The 19930-nt window shown below is 63.3% G+C and carries 16 protein-coding genes; 9 read left to right on the top strand and 7 right to left on the bottom strand.

Annotation, left to right across the window (positions count from 1 at the left end):
• Positions 1 to 15 precede the first annotated feature (15 nt).
• On the bottom strand, positions 16 to 909 hold the full coding sequence (locus tag C442_RS15975) for a bifunctional methylenetetrahydrofolate dehydrogenase/methenyltetrahydrofolate cyclohydrolase (RefSeq protein ID WP_008312238.1): 894 nt from the start codon (positions 907 to 909) through the stop codon (positions 16 to 18).
• Positions 910 to 1225: 316 nt separating this feature from the next.
• On the opposite strand from C442_RS15975, the gene C442_RS15970 reads away from it, so the two are divergent.
• Positions 1226 to 2737 carry an anthranilate synthase component I family protein gene (locus tag C442_RS15970; RefSeq protein ID WP_008312237.1) on the top strand — a complete coding sequence of 504 codons (1512 nt, stop codon included), beginning with the start codon at positions 1226 to 1228 and terminating at the stop codon, positions 2735 to 2737.
• Positions 2734 to 3306, top strand: a complete 573-nt coding sequence (locus C442_RS15965) for an anthranilate synthase component II (protein WP_008312236.1) — start codon at positions 2734 to 2736, stop codon at positions 3304 to 3306. Before C442_RS15970 ends, C442_RS15965 begins: the two co-directional genes overlap by 4 nt.
• An 18-nt stretch (positions 3307 to 3324) precedes the next feature.
• Here C442_RS15965 and C442_RS15960 read toward each other — a convergent pair whose 3' ends face one another.
• A complete protein-coding gene (locus tag C442_RS15960; RefSeq protein WP_008312235.1) occupies positions 3325 to 5181 on the bottom strand; it encodes a BCCT family transporter in 1857 nt (618 codons plus the stop codon).
• 106 nt (positions 5182 to 5287) lie between these two features.
• Entirely contained in the window at positions 5288 to 6538 is a 1251-nt protein-coding gene (locus tag C442_RS15955; protein ID WP_008312233.1) for an NAD-binding protein, read from the bottom strand.
• A 172-nt stretch (positions 6539 to 6710) separates the two neighbouring features.
• Here C442_RS15955 and C442_RS15950 point away from each other — a divergent pair, with 172 nt between their 5' ends.
• Together C442_RS15950 and C442_RS15945 are read left to right on the top strand one after the other, a co-directional pair.
• Positions 6711 to 7121: an EamA family transporter gene (locus tag C442_RS15950; RefSeq protein ID WP_008312231.1), complete on the top strand. Its 411-nt coding sequence runs from the start codon at positions 6711 to 6713 to the stop codon at positions 7119 to 7121.
• Between the two features lie 90 nt (positions 7122 to 7211).
• A complete protein-coding gene (locus C442_RS15945) occupies positions 7212 to 7604 on the top strand; it encodes a Rid family detoxifying hydrolase (protein WP_008312229.1) in 393 nt (130 codons plus the stop codon).
• A 180-nt stretch (positions 7605 to 7784) separates the two neighbouring features.
• On the opposite strand, the gene C442_RS15940 is transcribed toward C442_RS15945, so the two are convergent.
• Complete coding sequence (locus tag C442_RS15940) at positions 7785 to 8054, bottom strand: hypothetical protein (protein ID WP_008312227.1); 270 nt, start codon at positions 8052 to 8054, stop codon at positions 7785 to 7787.
• 168 nt (positions 8055 to 8222) lie between these two features.
• Here C442_RS15940 and C442_RS15935 point away from each other — a divergent pair, with 168 nt between their 5' ends.
• The gene (locus tag C442_RS15935) at positions 8223 to 9746 is read left to right on the top strand and encodes an NADH-ubiquinone oxidoreductase-F iron-sulfur binding region domain-containing protein (protein ID WP_008312226.1); all 1524 of its coding nucleotides are present in this window, start codon (positions 8223 to 8225) and stop codon (positions 9744 to 9746) included.
• The gene (gene fdhF / locus C442_RS15930; RefSeq protein ID WP_008312224.1) at positions 9743 to 13054 is read left to right on the top strand and encodes a formate dehydrogenase subunit alpha; all 3312 of its coding nucleotides are present in this window, start codon (positions 9743 to 9745) and stop codon (positions 13052 to 13054) included. The genes C442_RS15935 and fdhF overlap by 4 nt, the downstream gene beginning before the upstream one ends.
• Before the next feature lie 239 nt (positions 13055 to 13293).
• Here the strand turns inward: fdhF and C442_RS15925 are convergent, their stop codons facing one another.
• Together C442_RS15925 and C442_RS22670 are read right to left on the bottom strand one after the other, a co-directional pair.
• Entirely contained in the window at positions 13294 to 14025 is a 732-nt protein-coding gene (locus C442_RS15925) for a creatininase family protein (RefSeq protein WP_008312222.1), read from the bottom strand.
• Positions 14026 to 14229: 204 nt separating this feature from the next.
• Positions 14230 to 14478: a hypothetical protein gene (locus C442_RS22670; protein ID WP_008312220.1), complete on the bottom strand. Its 249-nt coding sequence runs from the start codon at positions 14476 to 14478 to the stop codon at positions 14230 to 14232.
• A gap of 800 nt (positions 14479 to 15278) precedes the next feature.
• Here C442_RS22670 and C442_RS15915 point away from each other — a divergent pair.
• Both C442_RS15915 and C442_RS15910 read left to right on the top strand, forming a co-directional pair.
• Positions 15279 to 16580 carry a S8 family serine peptidase gene (locus C442_RS15915; protein WP_049943050.1) on the top strand — a complete coding sequence of 434 codons (1302 nt, stop codon included), beginning with the start codon at positions 15279 to 15281 and terminating at the stop codon, positions 16578 to 16580.
• 63 nt (positions 16581 to 16643) lie between these two features.
• The gene (locus tag C442_RS15910; protein ID WP_008312215.1) at positions 16644 to 17255 is read left to right on the top strand and encodes an ArsR/SmtB family transcription factor; all 612 of its coding nucleotides are present in this window, start codon (positions 16644 to 16646) and stop codon (positions 17253 to 17255) included.
• 196 nt (positions 17256 to 17451) lie between these two features.
• Here the strand turns inward: C442_RS15910 and C442_RS15905 are convergent, their stop codons facing one another.
• Entirely contained in the window at positions 17452 to 18807 is a 1356-nt protein-coding gene (locus tag C442_RS15905; protein ID WP_336330244.1) for a DUF7827 domain-containing protein, read from the bottom strand.
• 348 nt (positions 18808 to 19155) lie between these two features.
• Here C442_RS15905 and C442_RS15900 point away from each other — a divergent pair, with 348 nt between their 5' ends.
• Positions 19156 to 19434, top strand: coding sequence for a PRC-barrel domain-containing protein (locus tag C442_RS15900; RefSeq protein WP_008312209.1), 279 nt, complete (start codon positions 19156 to 19158; stop codon positions 19432 to 19434).
• The last annotated feature ends 496 nt before the right edge of the window (positions 19435 to 19930 follow it).

The raw sequence follows: 19930 nt of genomic DNA, 5'->3' as shown, positions 1-19930 counted from the left end.
GGCCGTGGCCCCGTCCTATGGGAGGGAAATATCGACGCCGGACTGCAGGCTAGCCGCTTTCACGGTGTTGTACATCAGCATCGCGATGGTGAGCGGGCCGACGCCGCCCGGAACCGGAGTGATAGCGTCCGCCATCGCTTTCGCGCTCTCGAAGTCCACATCGCCGACGAGTTCGTATCCCTTGTCGGTGTCAGCATCGACCCGATTGATACCCACGTCGATGACCGTGGTGCCGTCCGAGAGCATGGACCCGTCTATCATTTCCGGAACCCCGGCGGCGGCGATCACGATGTCCGCGCCGCGGGTCTTTTCGGCGAGATCCTCGGTCCGGGAGTGACAGACGGTCGTCGTCGCGTTCCCGCCCGGCCCGTACTGGATGAGCAGGTTCGCCATCGGTTTGCCGACGATGTCCGAGCGACCGACGACAACGGCGTCTTTCCCTTCCGTCTCGACACCAGTTTCGGCCAGTATCTTCTGTATTCCGTGGGGCGTACAGGGCTTGTATCGTGCGTTCCCCGCGACGAGCCGGCCGACGTTTTCGGGATGAAACCCATCGACGTCTTTCATCGGATCGATGCGCTCCAATACGTCGCGTTTGGTAACGTGGTCGGGGACCGGCATCTGTACGAGGATTCCGTGGACGGCCGGGTCCGCGTTCAGTTCGTCGATGGTCGAAAACAGCGTCTCAGCCGGTTCGTCCGCGCTGATTTCGTGATGGAACCCCTCAATGCCGATCTCCTCACAGGCCTGCTGTTTCATTGAGACGTACGTCTCACTCGCGCCGTCGTCGCTCATCAACACCGTCGCCAGCCCTGGTGTGACACCCTCGCTGACGAGCGTGTCCGTGCACGCCGCGACGCACGCTGTGATCTGGTCGCCGATCTCGTTGCCGTCGATGATTGTAGTCATTATTGCTAGGTTCGCTATCGTCCCGGGAGTCCCCGGTCAGGTGTCCGGAGTGGGAACCGCTGCTGGACGGTCGGCTGCCGGGGCCGGGCAAGCGTTCGATACCCGTCTCAAACCCTGCGGGTATAGTGGGAGATGCGGAATAGTCCAACCGTTGAAGTCCCGACGGCTATTCGTCCAGTGAGCCACCACAAGCGGTCGACAAATCGACAGTATTTCCGACAGAGGTCGGGGGACCGAAGGTTTTTGTCCGAACCCGTGGTTGGTCTACACAACCATACCGGGAGGCATGAGCCTCTCGTCCGGGAGCAACTGCACTATGAGTGAGATTCGGATCAGCACCGACAGAGAATCGTTCATCGAAACCGCGAGGACCGCAGCGGACGGCGCTCGCGTGCCGGTCGAAGCACGCGTCACAGTCCCTGACCCGTTCGAGGCGTATCGCCGTGTACGGGACGGGAACGCAGACGGCTTCTATCTCGAAACGACCGGCGGGCAGTCGGGCTGGGGGTACTTCGGCGTCGACCCGGTCGAGCAAATCGAAGTCTCTGCGGGGGCAACGCCCGCACAGGACGGCGGGAGTCCGAGTATCGAGGCCATCGACGAGCTACTCGACCGCGAACACCTGGTGCGGGGTGACTGTACGGTTCCGTACCCGTGTGGCGCGTTCGGCTGGCTGTCGTACGACGTGGCGCGGGAGCTCGAAGATATCCCGGAGACGACCGTTTCGGACGGCCTCCCACGGCTCCAGTTAGGCGTCTTCGACTGCGTCGCCGCGTGGGAGGAGCCACACGACGGGGAGGTGGAACTACACGTAACAGCGTGTCCCATCGTCGACGGGTCTCCTGGAGCGGCATACGGCCGCGGCCGTGAGATGGCCCGCGAACTGGCCGAGGACGCCATCCGCGGTGAGACACACGTCCGGGCCCAGCCGACCGCGGCGAGTCAGGCCACCTTCGAGAGCGAGTGCGGCGAGGCGGCGTTTGCCGACCGCGTCCGACAGATAAAACAGTACGTCAGGGACGGCGACACCTTCCAGACGAACGTATCACACCGGCTGACCGCCCCGGCGGCCGTCCATCCGGTCGACACCTTCGACGCCGTCCGCCGGGTGAACCCGGCCCCGTACTCGGCCCTACTTGAGTTCCCCGGCGTCGACCTCGTCAGCGCCAGCCCGGAACTGCTGCTGGACGTCGATGGCGACCAGTTGCTGACAGAGCCGATTGCCGGTACCCGCCCGCGGGGCGCGACTCCAGAAGAAGACGAATCACTGGAGGATGACCTCTGCAACGACGAGAAAGAGCGGGCCGAGCACGCGATGCTGGTCGACCTCGAACGCAACGACCTCGGCAAGGTCAGCGAGTACGGGTCTGTCGACGTCGCCGAGTACCGCCGCGTCGACCGGTATTCCGAGGTGATGCACCTCGTCTCTCTCATCGACGGAGAGTTGCGCGACGACGTGAGCATCGCCGATGCGGTCGCTGCGGTGTTCCCCGGCGGAACCATCACCGGCGCGCCGAAACCCCGGACGATGGAGATCATCGACGAAGTGGAGACGACGCGCCGGGGCCCCTACACCGGCAGCATCGGGATGTTCGGTTTCGACGACCGAGCCACGCTGAACATCACCATCAGGACGCTGGTTCACTACGATGGCGAATATCGGCTTCGGGTCGGAAGCGGAATCGTCCACGACTCCGTTCCGGCGGCAGAGTACCGAGAGACGCTGGACAAGGCCCGGGCGCTCGTCACTGCTGTCGACGAGGCGCTCGGCGAACAGGGGTCGTTCGCGGTCGAATCCGGGACCGAACCGATGGAGGGGATGCGATGATACTCATCATCGACAACTACGACTCCTTCGCCTACAATCTGGTCCAGTACGTCGGCGAGTTCGACGCTGTCACCGTCCGCCGGAACGACGCTATCGACGTGGACGGCATCCGCGACCTCGACCCGGACGGCGTCGTCGTCTCGCCGGGCCCCGGGACGCCGGCGGATGCCGGCGTGTCAATCGACGTTTTCGCCGAGACGGAGTACCCTGCACTCGGCGTCTGTCTGGGCCACCAGGCGCTCTGTGCGGCCCACGGAACCCCCGTCGGCCATGCACCGGACGTGGTCCACGGGAAATCCTCGGAAGTCCACCACGACGGGACGGGGCTGTACGACGGGGTCGACGACCCCTTCGAAGTCGGGCGGTATCACTCGCTGGCTGTCGAGGCCACGGAACTACCGGACACGCTCGAGGAAACAGCCCACACGAACGACGAGCAGGGCATCGTGATGGGCGTCCAGCACGCCGAGAAACCACACATCGGCGTCCAGTTCCACCCGGAAAGCATCTTGACTGACGCCGGGAAACAGATCGTCGAGAACTTCTGTACCGGGATCGCCGAGGCCTGAAACCGCAACGCCCGCGGTTTATTTCTTTTCTGGCGGGTCCACGTCGTGATGCGTCTGAATGTCCGGCAGTTTCCTGACGGCGCCCCTGACGAGGGACGTGTGGTCCTGTTCGTTCCGGTACCAGGTCACGGTCAGCCCGCCAGCCGCCACGAGCGATATCACGGCGAACGGCCCGCCGGTCAGAACAGCCAGCGCCTGTAGCGTCTCAGCGCCCCCCAGTAACAACACCGAAACGGCGACCGCACCCTGGAAGACGCCCCAGAAGGCGATGTGCGTCGTCAACGGTGCGAGTCCCCGGCGCGTCGCCAGAACCGAGACGACGAGCGTCGAGGTGTCCGCCGAAGTGGTCATGAACACGATGATAAGCGCGAGAAACAGGAACATCAGGAGCTGTCCCAGTGGCAGCGACGCGAACAGCGGGAACCCGGCGATAGCCTCCGAACCCCCTCGTTGTGCGATAGCGGCGAGGATATCGGCCCGGCCCGTCTGCTGGATGAACAGCGACGTACCACCGAGTAGCAGGAACCAGACCATCGTCGCCGCCGAGGTTGCGACGACGCTCGTGAACACGACGGTCCTGACCCGACGACCGCGGGAGAGGGCGGCGACGAACAGCCCCGCGAAGGGAGCCCAGGAGAACCACCACGACCAGTTCCAGACGGTCCACTCCGTGACCCACTGCCCGCCCGTGTGGAGACTCAACGGCACGAACGCCACCACGTAGGTCCCGAGCGCCTGCGTTCCTCGCTGGAGAATGAACGACCGCGGACCGACGGCGACGATGAGGAGCGCGAACAGGCCGAACAGGACGATGTTGAGACCGGCGATACGGCGGATGCCGCGGTGGATTCCGGTCACGCTGGAGACGACGAATATCAGCGTCAATCCACCGACGAACAGGACCGGCCCAACATCACCGGCTGCCACGTCCCACTGGTAGTTGATACCGGCGAGGAACTGCTCACTCACGAGCGCGACTGAAGTGGCGATGCCGCCGATAGTGGCGAAGACGGCCAGCGTGTCGACGAGTTTGGCCCACACCGAATCTAGCCCCTCAGCGCCGAGAATCGGCGCTAGCACCGTCGAGACGCGAAGCGGTGCACCCCGGGTGAACGCGAAGTACGCTATCGGGACACCGATGACGGCGTAGGCGCTCCAGGCCGAGACGCCCCAGTGGAAGAGGGTGTACAGCAGCGCGCCGTTGATAGCTTCCGGTGATTGAGCCGCTACACCGACGTAGGGGGGCGGCTGCTCGAAGTGAAACAGGGCTTCTGTCGGGCCCCAGAACACCAGTCCGGCCGCGATACCGGCCGTGAACACGAGCGTGAAGTACGTCGGATAGGTGTAGCTTGGCTCCGTATCCGGACCGCCCAGCTTAATGTCGCCCCAGGGACCCACCAGCAAGAACAGGCAGTAACAGACGGAGAGGAAGACGGCGGCGAGAAACAGCGGGCCACCACCACGCAGCACCGTGGCTGCTGCCGCGTCAACGGCATTGGTCGTCCGTGTCGGGTATGCCGCCTGGAGCCCGAAGAACGCGGCGAACACGAGCACCGGGAACGTGAGGATCGCTGGCTCGTGCTGTGTGAGAAACTCGCGGACGGCCTGCCGGACATCGGTCCTACGGACCCGAAGGAGGACATCGGCCGCGGCCGGCGCGGTGTCGTCTTCGGAGTACGGAAGCAGCGCGATGTAACACAGTCCAGAGCTGAAAAACACGAGGGCGATAGTCAGCCACGCCGGGCCGGTCACGGCTTCGCCGACGAGCGTCGGAAAGAAGAACCCCGCGAGCACGAGCGCCCCGGACGCGGCACACAGTGGCACCAGTACTCGGCCGACGATCTCCGCAATGCCACTGGCGTCCGAGGTGGCCATACCCTGATATTCAGTATCGAATACATATATTACTATCCCAGAGCGCGCTTCAACCTGGAGTCAGGGCGTCTCGGTCCTGTCAGTGGCAGGCAGGCTGCAGGACAGTTTAGTTCGGGGCGTCGGTTTCGGTCCCGTCGCCGCCTGTCCCGATTCTGTCCAGCACTGCTTCGCTCGACCCACGGCCCAGTACCGATTGGCCCAAGAGCCGCCCGCCGATAGAGCGGGGATTGATGACTTCGTCCGCCCCGACAGCGCGGAACTTCTCGACGTGTTTCTCGGCGGTCGCCGCTGCGACTGTCCTGATGTCCGGATTGACGTTTTTCGTCGCGATGACCGCGAGCACGTCCCGTGCGTCGTCGTTACTCCCCACTACAACGCCGCTTGCCGACCCGACGCGTGCGTCCCTGAGGACATCCTCGTCGGTGGGGTCACCGGTGAGCAGATTCACGCCCTCGCCCTGCAGCGACGCCACCGTTTCTTCGTCGGGCGTGACGACGACGACTTCCGTCTCGTCGCCTAGTTCATCGAGCAGCGATGCCGTAACGTCTCCGTACCCCAGAACCACGATATGGTCCTCGAGAAGTGTGAGTTCTGATGCTGTCATGACTCCGAACGCTGTCGCCATTCTGGACTCGATAGCCGGCCCGATGAGCGCGCCCACGGCGACGGTGAACGCACCGGTCCCGAACAGGATGATCGAGAGCGAAAACCACCGTGCTTCCGCTGTCACGGGTGTGATATCGCCGTAGCCGACCGTCGCGATGGTGACCACGACGTAGTAGACGGCATCGCTCCAACTGTCGAGTTCGAGAAACTGGGCGCGAAGTCCGTACGCGCCCACAGTCCCGTAGAGAATAACCCCGAAAATCGCCGACAGCGACGCGATCTGAATCGGCGAGAGGTCGAGCGACTGGTCGAAGCGGTGGCGGTTCCGGACCACCAACGGGTACGTGCCCAGCGTCATCACCAGTAGGGGGATGTCCGTGGGCTGAAACGTGGCAAGCGGCAAGAGCACCAGACCGAGAAACACGACAGCCGCGACGCGCCAGGCGAGTCGCTTGCGTCGCTGGAGCCCGACCGTCACGACGCCGAGGATGAACGCGAACAACACCCCACCGAACCTGACGAAGGGTAACGGAAGGTCGACGACTGCGGTCAGCGGGCCATTGAGCGCAAGCGACGCCTGACTGAGATTCGAAAGTCCGGTCACGAACGCCAGGAGCGTTACCACACCGGTCAGAACGACCGTCGGCTTCGCGCCGGATAGCTCGTCCCACTCCACGAACGGAACCCTGTCGGCCGGATAGAACACGTCCTCCAGTGTCCGGTCCGAGGAGTCTTCCGGGACGTTAGCCATTGACACACTGTTGTCGGAGTCGATATAAAAAACACGCGGCGAGCGGACACCGCACTCAAGACAGCGGGCCCCGTACGATCTTATCAATGCGTCGATTGCACGAGTACAGATGTCGCTGTTCGCCAGGAGCGCTTGGAGGGAGTTGGAACCGACTCACGCGGAGGCCGGACAGATGAACGCCGCCGTCCTGTTCGGACTGGGGACGATGATAGCCTGGGGGTTCTGGATAGCGTTCGGCAACGTCGCGTCGAGTACGATGGACCCGGAGACTGCGGCGTTCGTGTCGTATGCGGCCGCAACTGTCGTCACCGGCATGTACGTCGCTGTCTCCGACGCGTCACTGGTCGTCACGAACCGAGGCTTGCTGTTCGCGGGCGCGGCCGGCGTCGCGGCAGCCGTCGGCGTGGTTTCGACGTTCGTCGGCGTAACCGTCGGGTCGACGTCGGTGGTCTCCACCATCGGTGGGATGTACTTCATCACCGCCGCAGTCATCGGCGTCATCGCGTTCGGGGAGTCGATGACGCTGACGAAAGCCGCGGGCATCGGACTGGCGCTGACCGCGATTGTCGTCATCAATCAATGACTGGACACAACTGGTAAGCTCCCGAGAACGTTGTGCGAGTGCGACCCGACACGGGCGGGATTTATGCAACGAGGTCAGGTAGGGTTGGGTATGAAGCGCGTAATCAGCACCGACGAGGCACCGGCCGCGGTCGGCGCGTACAGTCAGGCAGCGTCGAACGGCGACCTCCTCATCACTGCCGGGCAGCTTCCGCTAACGACAGACGGCGAACTCCTCGACGACGAGCCAGTCGCCGACCAGACGCGGCAGTGTCTCCGTAACGTCGAGGCGATTCTTGCGGCAGAGGACCTTTCGCTGGATGACGTGCTCAAGACGACGGTCTATCTCGACGACATCGACGACTTCGACGTGTTCAACGAGGCCTACAGCGAGTTCTTCGAGTCGGACCCGCCGGCACGGAGCGCCGTTGGCGTGGGTGCGGTGCCGAAGGGCGCAGCGGTCGAAATCGAAGCCATCGCCACCGCCGACTATAGTAGCCATTGAAAATCAATGCACACCTGATCGCACGACTGCAGTGCGATCAGTGTGTAAATCGTTTCAATTGTTACTATAGCANCTATAGTAGCCATTGAAAATCAATGCACACCTGATCGCACGACTGCAGTGCGATCAGTGTGTAAATCGTTTCAATTGTTACTATAGCGAGTGCGGCCGCTCCGTTCTCTACCGCAGTTCCATCTGTTCGGCTCGCTCAGCGGCGAGGGTCGTCAGTTCCCCGACGCTACTGTCCGAGCGGTCCGCGAGGACGCGAAGCAACATCCCGAGCTGTATCGCCGCTGCCTCGCGGAGTTCGGCCGCCTCTTCGGTGTCGTTACCGAAGTAGTACTCGTGGCGGCCGTCCTCGTGGATGATGCCAGTGTACACCGAGCGCAGGTCGGATTCGGTTATCGCGGCTGACGCCTCCGTTTTGACTTCCTCGAATCGTGGATTCATCGTTTCGATTGGGGTAAGGTCCCGCTGCCTCATTGTTTCGACGGAACGACCCGGCCAGCGCTGTCCGATCAGTGTATACGCAAGTGATATGTTGTGGGGATAGATGGCTCCACTGCGACCGGGACCGCTCGGCCGGGGTTTTTAATCGTTCAGCACGACGCACAGAGTATGACACAGGAAACCACGGCCTTCGCTCATACGACCGTCGTCCGCGTGTCGACGGATGGCGGGTCACAGAGCGGGGACCGGGTCCGCTCCGCGGCACGGACAGCGGCGGACTCGGTCCCGGTCGTCAGGACGGGGCCGACGGGCATCACAGCGGCCACGCCGCTGGTAATGGTCACGAGTGGCGGACGGACAGCGTTCTACGGCGACCCGTCACCGGGGACCGTTCGTGACCTCGTCGACGAACTCGAAGCGGGGACAGTACTGACAGCCGACGCGGACGCCGTCGTCGAGCACGACCCTGAGACGGCGTCGCTTCCCGTCCCGGAGCGCGGCCCGCTCTCGGTCGGCCGACGGTCGGTGCTGGGTCCCTGTGGCTGGGTCGCCCCGCTGGACGCGGCCGACTGGTCGTTTGTCTCGACTGAGCGGACCGCCGACGTTGCGGCGGAAGCCGGGCTGCTGGGTCGGGGCCGCGGGGACGCGGCCGCCGACGAGCCAATCACCGACGTGTGGGAAACGGTCAGAGCGACCGACGGCGACCCGGTGGTCGTCTGCAACGCCAACGACGCCAGCACCCTCCCGACAGGCGACGAAACACTCCTGTCCGGAGCACCGATGGCAGTCCTCGACGGGATTGCGGCGGTCGCCGGGTACGTGGACGCCGAGGACGCTGTCATCTACATCAACGAATCACAGACGGGTTTACAGGCGCACCTCCGAGAGGCAATCGACGCGGCCGCCGACACGCTCCCCGTCGTGCCGCAACTGGTGGCCGGTCCGGACGAGTTCCGCGCCGGCGAACCCACGGCGGCGCTCGAAGCACTGGAGGGGGCTGACCGCGTCGAACCGCGGCTCCAGCCGCCTTCACCGGCCAAGCACGGCCTGTACGGTCGCCCAACAGTCATCCACACGCCGCGGACGTTCGCACAGGTCCAGCGGGCCGTCGCCGAGCCAGAAAGCATCGATGCTGACGCCGCGGACCCGGGGACGCGAATCGTAACCGTCACCGGCGACGTTCCGGACCCGGCGACGGTCGAACTCGGATCGAGCGGCAGCCTCACGGCGGCCCGCGAGGCGGTCGAGATGGACGGCTCGTGCAAGATGGCCTGTGTCGGCGGCGTCCTCGGTGGCATCACTCGAAACCTCGACATGGCACCGACCGCCCAGTCGCTTCGAGCCGCTGGCCTCGGGACCGACGGCGTCGTCGAACTGTTCGACACCGACCGCTGTGCCGTCGAGACGGTCGGGAAACGGGCCCGGTTCGCGTCGATGGAAAACAGCGGCCGGTGTGTCCCCGGTCGTGAGGGGACAAAACAGCTCGCTGAACTCCTTCGCGACATCTACCAGGGTTCGTTCGAGAGCGACAAGATACGCGAACTGGGCCGTGTGATGCGCCAGTCCAGCAACTGCCAGATCGGTGCGCACGCGCCGCGGCCGGTGACCACCGCCATCGACGAGTTCGAGCCGGAGTTCCGCGCCCACACGGACGGCCACTGTCCCAGCGGCACCTGCACGGAGAAACTATGAGCACAGACAAATCGATTCCACGAGTTCCAGACCTACACGACCCACAGCCCGAGACAGCAGTCACCCGCGAGTTCGAGACCGGAACTGCCAACGACCCCGACGTGGGGACCGACACGGACGACCCGACGACGCTCACCGTCGACGGCCACTCCGTCACCGTCGGTCCGGGGTCGACCATCATCGACGCCCTACAGGACCTCGATGACGACGTCGTCAGCGTCGACCCCGGCGCGGACGGCGTCGAAGACGACGCCGACGTGCCGGCGCTGTGTTACTACGACCGCGGTGGTGACTGCAGCGACGAGATCGGCCCGCGCAGCGAGTGTCGCACCTGCATGGTCGAGACGGCTGAACACGGCCTCGTCCCGTCGTGTTCGTTCCCCGCCGAAGACGGCCTCACCGTCTCGACGGGCTCCCCCGACGCCGAGGAGGCCCGTAGCGTCAATCTCGACCTCGTGCTCTCGAACCACAATCTCCGGTGTACCACCTGCAACGGGAACGGCCGCTGTGAGTTGCAAGACGCCGCTATCAGCGAAGACGTCGACCACCCCCGCTACGGCGTCTTCGACGAGCGCGACCAGTACGAACCCATCGACGACACCTCCTCGTTCATCCAGATAGACCGCAACAAGTGCATCCTCTGTAACCGCTGTGTCGACGCCTGCAACGACGTTCAGGTCGAGGGTGTCCTCCGTATCGAGGGCCACGGCGAGGACACCCGTATCGGCTTCCAGTCCGACGCCGAAACCATGCACGACTCGGAGTGTGTCTCGTGTGGCCACTGCGCGACAGTGTGCCCCACCGGCTCGCTGACAGAGAAGGGGATCGGCGGTGCGGCGACGCTTCCGCTTCCGGGCTTTACCCAACGGAACTCAATCGGGAAAGTCATCGAGCACGAGGACGTCGAGACCATCGACGACACCACCGCTCCGAACCGCGGGTTCGAGCCCGGCGACCCGAGAGCGCCGAAGGGGAAGAAGGGCCTGGCCAAGTTCGCGTCTGCGGCGAAACGGCGGGCCGGTGACATCGCCAAGGACTACGGCAAGAAAGCGTTCCTCGCCGGCGAACACACCGCCGAGAGTATCGCAGCGAACACGATGCCCGAGGGCCGGCTGTTCGACATCGCCAGCGTGGTCAGCGACTACCGCCTCTCGAAAATCGACAAGCAGGAGACGACCTGCGGGTTCTGTGCCGTCGGCTGTCGCTTCGAGATGTGGGGCAAGGACGGCGACTCACTCGGCGTCGTCCCGGTCGATGACCCCGACGACGCGCCCGCGAACAACTTCTCGACCTGCGTCAAGGGGAAGTTCGGCCACGAGTTCGCCAACAGCAAACAGCGGGTCACCGAGCCGCTCATCCGCAACGACGACGGCGAACTCGAACCAACGAGTTGGGACGAGGCGCTCGATTATGTGGCCGAGCGCTTCTCCGAGATTCAGGACCAGCACGGCATCGACTCGCTGGGCTGTCTCGCTTCCTCGAAGGGCAGCAACGAGGAAGCGTACCTCGTCCAGAAGTTCGCCCGGCAGGTGCTGGGCACGAAGAACATCGACAACTGCGCCCGGCTATGCCACTCCTCGACGGTCGCAGCGCTCCAGCAAACGCTTGGCTACGGCGCGATGACCAACCGTATCAACGAGGACATCGGCGAGGCTGACGCCTACCTCATCAGCGGTTCCAACACCACGGAGTCACATCCGGTGCTCGCCACTCGCATCAAGCAGAACGTCCGGGAAGGGGCCGACCTCGTCGTGTTCGACCCGCGGAAGATCGGCATCGCCGAACACGCCGACCAGTACACTCGCACGAACCCCGGCTACGACGTGGCCTGGCTCAACGGCCTGATGCGGTACATCATCGAACACGACCTCCACGACGAGGAGTTCATCGAGAGCAACACGAAGAACTTCGAGGAAGTCAAGGAGAAAGTCCAGGCGTTCACGCCCGAAAAAGTCGAGGAACTGGCGGGCGTGTCACCCGAGGAACTCGCCTCGGCGGCCGAGACACTCGCCGACGCCGACAGCGTCGTCTTCGGCTGGGCGATGGGGATGACCCAACAGAGCCACGGCACGGAGAACCTCATCGCGATGGCCGACCTCGCGCTCGTCCTCGGGCAGGTCGGCAAGCCGGGAGCCGGCCTCTCGCCGTTCCGCGGCCAGAACAACGTGCAGGGCGGCGGTGGCGACATGGGGACGCTGCCGGGGAGTCTCCCGGGCTATCAGAACCCAGCCGACGACGAGGTCGGCGAGAAGTTCGCCGACGCGTGGGGCGAGCGCCCGCCCAAGGAGCCCGGACTCAAAGTACCAGAGATGCTCGCCGAGGCCCACGCAGGGAACCTCCGCGGCATGTACGTCGTCGGCGAGAACCCGGCGCTCTCAGAGCCCGACATCCAGCACGCCGCCGAGGCCCTGGAAGACCTGGAGTTCCTCGTCGTCCAGGACATCTTCATGACCGAAACGGCGGACTACGCCGACGTGGTGCTGCCGGCGGCCACCTCGCCGGAGAAACACGGTACGTTCACCAACACCGAGCGACGCATCCAGCGGGTCCGCCCCACGTCCGAGCCGCCGGGCAAGGCCCGCCAGGACTGGGAAATCACGCAGGCGCTGGCCCGTCGGCTGGGCTACGACTGGGACTACGACCACCCGCGGGAGGTCATGGACGAAATCAACTCGCTCGCGCCCATCTACGGCGGCGTCACGTACGACCGGCTCGAATCGGGCGAGGAACACGGCCTGCAGTGGCCCTGCTGGGACGAGGGCCACGAGGGCACGCCGTATCTCTATGATTACGAGGACGGCAATTTCAATTTCGAGGACGGCAAAGCCCGCTTCGTTCCGGCCGACGGCGGGCACCCCGGCGAAATTCCCGACGAGGAGTACCCGCTCACGCTCACGTCCGGGCGCGTGCTGTATCACTGGCACACGGGCCAGATCACCCGCCGCGTCGAGGGGCTGATGAGCCACGTCGGCGAGAGCTTCGTCGAGGTGCATCCCGAGACGGCCGAGAAACTCGGCATCAGTGACGGCGAGTACGTCCGCGTCGAGTCCCGCCGGGGCGACATCGTCGTCAAGGCGCAGGTGACCGAGCGCGTCGGCCCGGGGACGCTGTTCATCCCGATGCACTTCGCAGCTGGCGCGGTCAACAAGCTCACCGGCGAGACGTTCGACCCGACCGCCGGCATCCCCGAGTACAAAGTGTCGAGCGTCCGCGTGGAGGTGCTGGGTCCGGAAACGGACGAAGCGGTGCTTCGGACGCCAGACGCCGGCGGGAAACAGATCCGGAAGCGAGGGGCAGGCGACGACTGAACCGGGGCATCCACTTCCGTCCAATACGCGGGAACGTCAATGGTGCCGGACAAATTCTGACCGCTCTCACACATATGGCTATATTTAAGTCTGATTTAGTTCCAAACGTCAGTTCTGCGTATTTCCTTCTCCATACTAAACCGATTGACGCACACTTGTCCGACAGATAGATTTGAAATGTCCAGATATATTCACAGTTAGTCTATCCACGCCTGCGCTACCGATGTCGCTGTCAGTCCTCACTCACGCGGTCCGGCCGGTCGGTCCGCGATCTCATCGAGGAGGTCGACGAGAGAATCGGTCGCCAACTCCAGCAGCGTCTCCCCGCGTTCGGCGCTCCCCTCGCGCGGGTCACCGACGACGCCGTTTTCGGTGAACTCGTCTGCATCGAACGCGAGGTTGACGCCGCTTTGCCACTCCCCCCAGCCGTCGCTACCACCGGCCGCCGCCTCGTCCAGTCGGTCCTCGTGGACTGTTTCGGTATTCGTGTGCTGGAGGAGTGAGGTTTCCAGCGGCCCACCGTGGCCCATATCGGTGCTGTGGTCGCCGACCGCGTTGAACCATGTGAACGGGACGGCGAAGGCCTCGTCGTGGCGGGTTATCGTGCCGGACACTTCCCGCAACGCGTCGATGTTGCCGCCGTGGCCGTTGACCAGCACCACATGGTCCCAGCCGTGGCTCGCGAGGCTCTGGACGATGTCCCGGACGTACGACCGAAACGTCGACTCGGAGGTCCACAGCGTGCCGGTGAACGCCCGATGCTCCTCGGCGACGCCGACAGGGACTGCCGGAGCGACAACGACGGGGTCGTCGTACCGCTCGGCACCGCGTTCGGCGACCGCCTCGGCGTCGAGCGTGTCCGTCCCGAGCGGCGCGTGTGGCCCGTGTTGCTCCGTGCTCCCGACGGGAAGCAGCGCCAGGCTCGTCTCGACAGCCGCCATATCAGTCCAGGTTTCCGTCTGTAGATCCATGGTCACGTCTCTGTACGAAGCGGAAATAAAGCCCAGTCTCTCTCCGCCTGTTACGGTTGGTTGCCATCTACACAAAATGGAACACGTACGGCCCGGACCACACCTCAACTGCGGAGCGACTGCTCATACTGCCGGCTGCACCTATTTCAAGAGATTCGCCACCCCGAGGTGGCGAGATTCTTCACAGACGTACAGCCGGCAGTATCAGTCCCCGGTCGAGGCAGGGTTGTTCCGCCGTGACCAGATCAGCGGTGTCCCGGCAGGTTCTACCACGCGAGCAGTCAGGTAGACAAGCGAGACGATGGCGGCATACTCGATCACACTGGCGACCAAATGTAGCTCGGACGGGATGTTCATCGATACGACGACCGGCGGCTGATTCATCGATGCATGGAACAGGGCGACGAGCCAGAGGTTGTACAGTCCCCAGAACGCGATGACCACCCCGATCACGGGAATCAGTGTGCGAACAGGCGGGAGCAGAGAGCGCGGTGAGACGGTCTCAATTCTGAGCGCACCAACCGTGAGTGCGACGAGGAAGACACCTCAGAGCATTCCCAAGACGGGCGGCGGCGATACGCCGGGGGAGATGATCACCAGTCCGGAGAGGACGACAATTACCAGGAGGTACGTTACAACGAGAACCAACGGCCCCACCTGAATCTCGGCAGGCCAATATCAGGACGCAACATCCAGTCGGAATCCGATGGGCGACCCAAAATTGTCTTCCATCTCGCAGTCCGGTGCAAATCCGTCGACGGCGAGTACCAAGGTGTGTGGGTTGTCTACAACCCACAGCTCTCGACGTTTAAAACCAGTTTTTAGTCTCTGGTAGCTTTAGTATGCTCCCGACCGACGGGTCAAACGCCGGCGACCGCCTGAGACGGTTCCCGGCTGCCAGCGCCCTCCCCGTATGCCGCCGGTTTCCACGAATCGGAATCCATCCCAGTCCGGGTGTCCACACGGCAACGGGCACACCCCGCCCTCCCCGTTGTCGACTGCTCAATTAACAGTGCGTTGGCACTACAGTTGAGACCCACACCACAGACCGAAAGTAACCATGAAACGACGTGTATGCCGGTTATACTGTTGCTATGTGAATGTACGCGCGTCGTTTTTTAGAGGCGACGTGTTCTACGATATGTATCACCGAGTAGCCGGACATCTCGGTACGGCACTCGATTCCCGGGCAGTGTTCGCTGAGAGGCCGGCGCCCCACATTCCGACGGGCGTATCGCGGCAGGTGGTCAGCAGTGCGTGATCGGACTGTTCTGCTACTGGCCGTCGTCGCAATCGTATCACTCACTGGTAGCATCGCAATGCTCGCAGTGACAGGGCCAACAGACTCCCGCCCGGACAGGGCCGATGCCGCATCAGTATCGGTGTCGGACGGAGCAGCCGGCCGGTTCGCACGTCTCCACACGGCCGGGGTCACAGGTTCGAACGTCTCGGTCGGCATCGTCGATCCGACCGGATTCGACACGGAGTCGGAACCGATTGCCGGACAGGTCACCGAAACACGGAGCTTCGGCGGTGGGTCCGTAGACGACACACGGGAGGCACACGGAACCGCGACGGCCGCCGTCGTGTCGCGGACCGCACCGGACGCCGACCTCTATCTCGCCCGGGTCGATAGCGTCGACAGTTACCGACAGGCAGTCAACTGGCTCGTTCAAGCGGACGTCGACGTGATTGTCGCACCCGTTTCGTTCTACGGGCAGCCAGGCGATGGAACCGGACCGGTCGCCCGGAGTGCGACGCGAGCGACGGAGAGTGGGTCAGTGTTCATCGCCCCAGCCGGTAATCTCGCGCAGTCCCACTGGTCGGGGCAGTACACGTCCGAGGCCGTCCAGAATCGGACAGTCGCGTTTACCAACGGGAGTCGGGAGAATTACGTTCGAGGCGGGACCGAAATCACGGTCTGGCTCTCGTGGGACCGAGGCCACGCAGACGAGGAGTACACAGTCGAACTGTATCGGACGAACGGAACCGACTCCCGTCTCGTCGCCCGCTCACAGCCCTACCGCGGTGACGATGTACCAAACGAGCGTATCGTTGCCGACGTCAGACCCGGCGACTACTATCTCGTCGTTCGAGGGCCAGCATCGCCGACTGGCGCGCGGCTCCGGCTCGTGTCACCGACGCACGACCTCCAGCACACGACGACTCGGAACAGCATTGTGGCTCCGGGCACGGCCCGGAAAGCCGTCACTGTCGGGGCGTACAACAGCCGTATCGACCAGCTCGAACCGTTCAGTTCACGAGGCCCGACAGTCGATAGCCGAGTCGGCGTCGACGTCGTGGCCCCGGATAGACAGTTCGCCGCCGCAGCACCTGACGGCTTCGTCGGCTCTTCGGCCGCAGTCCCCTACGTCGGTGGCACCGCAGCCTTGCTACTGGACGCAAACGGGTCGCTGTCCCCCCGCGAAACCGAACACCTGCTGGAACAGACCACGAGAGACGTGGGACGACCGGGACTCGACAACGGAACCGGCCACGGGGCGGTCGAGCCAGTCCGCGCGGTGCGGGCAGCACAGAACCGTACTGATGGTTAAAACTCGTTTTAACCCAGCCACAGACCTTTGGGGAGTGCCGTATCATATATCCGACAGTGACCCATGTCGAGCCCTATCGAAACGTTACAGGAGCGGACCGGGACAGCAGACGAATCACCGCGGGTACTCGGTGTTGCGGAGAACGAAACCGACGACGTCCTCGACGCGCTCGCATCGGACACCAGCCGGTCGCTGTTCCGCACGCTGTACGACAAGCCTGGAACGCCGTCCGAGATAGCGGACCGGTGTGACACGTCGGTCCAGAACGTCCACTACCACGTCTCGAATCTCGAAGACGCAGAGCTCATCGAACCGGTCGAGACGGTCTACTCCTCGAAGGGCAACGAGATGACCGTGTACGGTCCCGCAAGCGATCCGATTGTGCTCGTCGGCGACCGCGACCTGGAGCCGCGTCTCCAGCAGTCGATGGCTGATGTCGTCACTGGGCTGGGACTCATCGGCTTCGCGAGCCTCTTCGTCCAGTGGGGCGCGGAGAAACTGGCGGACTCAGCCGGGAGTAGTGGCGTTCTAGCCCCAGCAAGTCCGCAGGCAGGACCGGTCAGTGGAACCAGCACACTCGCGTGGTTCGTTTTCGAAGTCGTCGAGCCGGGGGTGCTGTTTTTCTGTCTCTGTCTCACCGTTCTCGGTATGGCTGCGCTGCTGACTGAGGACTGACGTTGCACAGACTATGCTCCGAGAACGAGACGGCCGTTGTAGACGGTCAGCGCGCAGGGCCGAATAGCTCACCGAGCCAGCTCCCGGCGTTGTAGTTGTAATTATATCGGTGGGAGCGGGTGTCTGACCAGAAAAGCCGCCTCGAACAGTCCAGACGTGGTTTCAAAAAACGGACGGTTAGATGCCCGTCACAGCGTCAGTTCATGATAGACCGCAAGCATATCCCCACGCCGGCAATGGCGAGGATTGCGCCGACGGCGAGAGCGCCAGTACCGATTCCCAAGCCAGCGTCCTGTGACTGCCCTGGGGCCGGCGTTTCGCCGGTAACTGAATCGACGCCATCGGACGACGCGTCCGCAGTGGAGTTGGTGCCATCAGTGATCAGTAGTGTGCCGACCGCATCGGGTTCGTCGGCCGCCTCGGTCCCGCGAAACAGCGACAATTCATAGCTCGCCGCGGCGAGTTGCGAATCGAGGGCAACCTCCGAACCGGACTCGACTGCGACGGCGTCGGCGTCCGCCGCGGTTTCGAGGGTGGGTTCGTCGTGGCCGGCCGCCGTGGTGTCGAACAGGAGCACGACACGATCATCGCCGTTCCCGTCGCGGACGGTCGCATTGATCTCGTAGTTGGTGGCCGGGCTCCCGATAGAGACAGTGGCCGCGTCAGCGGTTGCGAGGACGATTGGAATCCGACCAGTGTCGCCCTGTTGAGCCCGGGTCACCGACTCCTCGAAGCCGAATTCGGCAGTCTCCTCGACCTCGAACTCCTCGTTTGCCGTCTCGTTTGCTTCGATGACGAGCGTCCCGACAGTCGGCGAATCGTCGGTCGTGCCGTCGAACACGCGGTAGGTGTACGCGGCGGGGGCAAGCGTCGACGGGAGTTCCGGCTCTGTCGCAGTCACGGTGAGCGAGTCGCCGTCGTCCGCGACACTGAGGGTCTCCGCGTCGGTGCCGGCAGCCGCGGTGTCGAAGAGGACCAGCACCTCACCGTCATCGTCGTCGTCGCTGACAGTCGCGTTGATCTGATAATTGACTGCCTCGCTGCCGACGGAGAGCGTTTTGTTCCCGCCATCAGTCATCGAGACCGGAATTTCAGCGGTTTCTCCCTGAGAGACCGTGACGACGTTTTCGTCCTCGTCAGTCTCTGTCGGAGTCTGGATATCCGGTACCGGGTCAGTACAGTTGCTGTCGCACTCAGCGACGGTTCCAGTACGTTCAAACAGCGTGTCACCGTCGACGTGAGCGGACAGTTCGTAGGACGTGTTCGCCGGCACCCCAGACATGTCGAACTGGGCGACGAACGTCCCGTTGGGCTGCACGCTGACCTGTCTTTGCTGAAGGAATGGGTTCGACGCATCAGCTGACTGGATTCTGACCGTCATCTCAGTCCCGGATTCCAGCGTGGTCTCTCCGGTGATCACCTGCTGTTCGTCTGAGTGCAGTGGAAGACTGTCCTCTGAGACCGTGGCCTGTTGCTCAGCAGCGGCCAGCCCCGGAGCCGTCGCCGTTGCGGCGATAAGCACCGCGGCCAGCGCCACCGACCGAACCCTCACAGAACCACCTCCCGCAGAGCAGGCAACTGTGCATGTATTCGAGGGCGATGCTGCAGACAGTACCGGTTTGCAGGTGGAGGGCAATTCGCTTGCATACGACTGGCAGTTGCAGTGGGACTGAAAAACCGTCTGCGATAGCTTAAAACCACGTTGAACTCGGCAGTACTAATCAGCTTGGAGAGCCGGTGAGGCCGCTCTGCTGCAAACGGTCCTCTCTGTTATGCCGTTTCGGCGTCGACGATGTTCATACCATCAACATATGCAGTCGTTTTGCAGTAAGAGACGACAGGGCGTGGGAAGTTGGGAGAGATCAGTATTTTTATGGTAATTTCGGGATGAGTGACTAGTATGCGAACGGTCCTCGCAAACCAGCTCTCCAACGTCCGGGTCGTGAGTACCGATGGCCGCGAAGTCGGCACACTGCAAAACATTACGCTCGATACAGCTACGGGAGAACTTCAGACGATTGTCATCAACAGCGAGGTGCAGGAGATATTCGGCGTTGAGCGGGATTCCGACGGCGACATTCGATTGCCGGCGTCCCTCATCGAATCGAAGCGAGATCACCTGACCATTCAGCCGCCGACAGAACAAAGTGTCGCCGGCGGCGATACTGTGGACTCGTAGGCGACCCGTCGGCTGTTCAAACGGGCCGAAACGAATGTGGTTGGTAGTTGAATGTATTCGATTGTCGCTGGCTGATGGGGACGAGCGGCGACGGTTACAAGGTGCATTTTGCGAGTTTAGAACGCCCGTTCTGTAGTTCAAAAGCGTGCTTCCGTCGGCGTCAGTCGACAATACGAGGGCTCCGCCCCAGTCGGCGGGACCCGAATCACGGTCAAGAGGGTATCCCCGACCAGCCACAGCTATAGTAGCCGTTGGAAATCAATGCACACCTGATCGCACGACGGCAGTACGATCAGTGTGGAAATCGTGTCAATTGTTACTACAATTCGGTAGCGGTCTGTCAACGCAGACACGAACAGGTTCGGACGAATGCTCTTTTTTACAAATAGCTGAAAGGGTCTATGGAAGTACTATCGCCTGCACAGAACTATCCCGGCGTTGTCCTCGGTGTCCTCTGTGCTGGTGTCGGAGCCGTGTTGCAAGGCGTCGAAAGTAG

Origin of the sequence: Haloarcula amylolytica JCM 13557 (genome assembly GCF_000336615.1) — an archaeon.
GTDB classification, from domain to species: domain Archaea; phylum Halobacteriota; class Halobacteria; order Halobacteriales; family Haloarculaceae; genus Haloarcula; species Haloarcula amylolytica.
The sequence above is the reverse complement of the archived record's forward strand: the minus strand, read 5'-3'. Positions and strand labels throughout refer to the sequence as shown.